Annotated in this window: 2 protein-coding genes; both read left to right on the top strand. The window is 59.5% G+C overall.

Features of this window, described 5'->3' with window-relative positions:
* The first annotated feature begins 116 nt into the window (after positions 1-116).
* Positions 117-980 (top strand): tyrosine-type recombinase/integrase, encoded by an 864-nt coding sequence (locus LQ956_RS14775; RefSeq protein WP_238630320.1) that lies wholly within the window; start codon positions 117-119, stop codon positions 978-980.
* Positions 973-2100 (top strand): IS91 family transposase, encoded by a 1128-nt coding sequence (locus tag LQ956_RS14770; RefSeq protein WP_238630321.1) that lies wholly within the window; start codon positions 973-975, stop codon positions 2098-2100. Before LQ956_RS14775 ends, LQ956_RS14770 begins: the two co-directional genes overlap by 8 nt.
* Positions 2101-2417 lie beyond the last annotated feature (317 nt).

The following is a 2417-nucleotide window of genomic DNA, read 5'->3' as shown; positions in this document are numbered from 1 at the left end:
GTTGAACTAAGCCGCATTCGCGGCAGCTTTCTCCGTCCTTGCCTGCGTAAATTGCACTGATCATCAAGACTCTCTTCAGGGCCATGTTTGCCCTGACATTTGCGAGGAGATCAGTGATGACACCCTTACGTCGCCAGATGCTGGATGCGATGTGCCAGCGTGGTTTTTCACCGCGGACCCAGCAGAGCTATATCTACGCGGCCAGATCCCTGGCTGCCTATTTTGGCCGTTCTCCGGCACGGCTTTCGATGCAGGACCTGCAGCAGTATTTCAAGGTTTTGGCGGTGGAACGCAAGCTTTCTGCCTCCACCTGCCGTCTGCATTTACACAGTATCCGATTTCTATTTCAACAGGTGCTTCAGCGAAGCGACTTTGATGAAGTGGCCCTGATCGTACCCAAGCGGCCACAGCGGATACCGCCTTTACTCACCCGGGCCGAAGTGGCGCGCATCATCGAGGCGTGTGACAACCCCAAGCACAGGATGTTGCTGGAGGTGTGCTATGGCTGTGGATTGCGGGTCAGTGAGGTTGTGGCGCTGCGTGTGGATGACATTGATGGTGAGCGGCGCCTGTTACGGGTGGAGCAGGGCAAGGGGGCGAAGGACCGCGCGGTCATCATCAGTCCCCTGTTGCTGGATAAACTGCGCCGCTACTGGCGCTGCAGCCGCCCGCGTGTGTGGCTGTTTCCACATACGTTCCAACCGCAGCATCACATTGGCGTGAGTTCAGTACAGCGCCTGTTTGGCCGCTGTCGCCGCCGCGCCGGGGTGAGCAAGTCGGTGGGGATCCACGGCCTGCGACATGCGTATGCCACGCACCAGTTGGAGAATGGTCTGGCGGTGCATGAACTGCAACGTCTGCTGGGTCATGGGCATTTGCAAACCACCCTGCGCTACATCCACTGGACACCCAGTGATGAACGGGGCGCCTCTGGGCATGTGGACCTGCTGGCGCTGTTGCCGGAGGTGCATCATGCCTGAGCCGACGACGGTCCAGCATATTCTCAATCGATTCCTGTGTGCCGATGGCCTGGACAGCGGCCGGAGGAAGGTCTGCGGGCATCTGCAGGCCTGCCGAACCGAGCGTCTGGGTGGGCTGCGGCTTCGCTGTGACCAATGCGACAAGGAGCAGCAGTGGTACCACAGCTGCCGGGATCGGCATTGTCCGCAATGCCAGAGCCGCGCGACACAGACCTGGTGCGAGCAGCAACGCAGCCAGCTGCTGCCGGTGACGTATTATCACCTGGTGTTCACGCTCCCCCACACCCTCAATGGCTGGGTACAGTTGCACCCGCGCGAACTCCATCGCCTTTTGTTCCAGTCGGCATGGGCGACGCTCAAGGCCTTCGGGCAAGACCCCAGGCGTCTGGGGGGAGAACTGGGCATGACGGCGGTGCTACATACCTGGGGGCAAACCCTGACGCAACATGTACACCTGCACTGTCTCGTCCCCGGTGGCGCCCTGCGCGAGGATGGTCAATGGCAACCCTGCCAGGGCAACTACCTGTTTCCCGTCAAGGCCCTGTCAAGACGGTTTCGCGGCCTGATGGTGTCTGCCTTGAGACAGGCGGCCGCCAGCGGTGCGTTGTCGCGGGTGAGCCACCCGGGAGAAGTCGACCGTGTGCTGGATGCGCTGATGCGGGAATCGTGGAACGTCTACACCAAGGCCTGCCTGAACCGGGGTGCAACGGTGGTGGACTACCTGGGCCGCTACACACACCGCATTGCCATCACCCACCAGAGGATTGTGAAGGTAGATGAGGGCGGTGTTCATTTCACCTACAAGGACTATCGGACGGAACAGCGCAAGGTGATGGTATTGTCGGGGGAAGAATTTGTGCGCCGTTTTTTGCAACACATCCTTCCCAAGGGTTTGATGCGGGTGCGCCATTACGGCTTTTTGGCCAATCGGTGCCGCCGTCAAAAGCTTGATCAGGTCAGGAGGGCATTATCGATGGCGCGCCCACCGGCAGCCACCGCCGCGCCGCGCAAGGAAGCGTCCGAGTATCCTTGTCCCCGATGCCGGAAAGGTCGTTTGCATGTCATTGCCGAAATATCGCGTCCTGTCACATGTCCCACGCTCAAGGCACGACGATGTTAAGTGATTGAAAAATAGCGGGTGACGGAGCAGGCTGACAACGGCCTCCGGAAAGGCCGGGCCTGAGTGCGGGCAAAACATTGAAACAGGGCCAACAATCAGGCTATGTTCATTCAAAACACACTTGCCAAGGACCCCCCAGCATGGCTCCACAGTGGCTGAAGGAACCCGCACAGGTAATCCACACCAGCCAAAGGGCCGCTCATGGCCCGCCTGGCCCACCGCCAAAAATACAATCCCCATTATAAAGATGTGCGGTACATGGCTTCGTCCAACAGACGTTTATCCGCCATGCTGCGCACAGCGGATAAACGCTTATA

Origin of the sequence: Ectothiorhodospira lacustris (assembly GCF_022227845.1) — a bacterium.
Lineage (GTDB): Bacteria > Pseudomonadota > Gammaproteobacteria > Ectothiorhodospirales > Ectothiorhodospiraceae > Ectothiorhodospira > Ectothiorhodospira lacustris.
The sequence above is the reverse complement of the archived record's forward strand: the minus strand, read 5'-3'. Positions and strand labels throughout refer to the sequence as shown.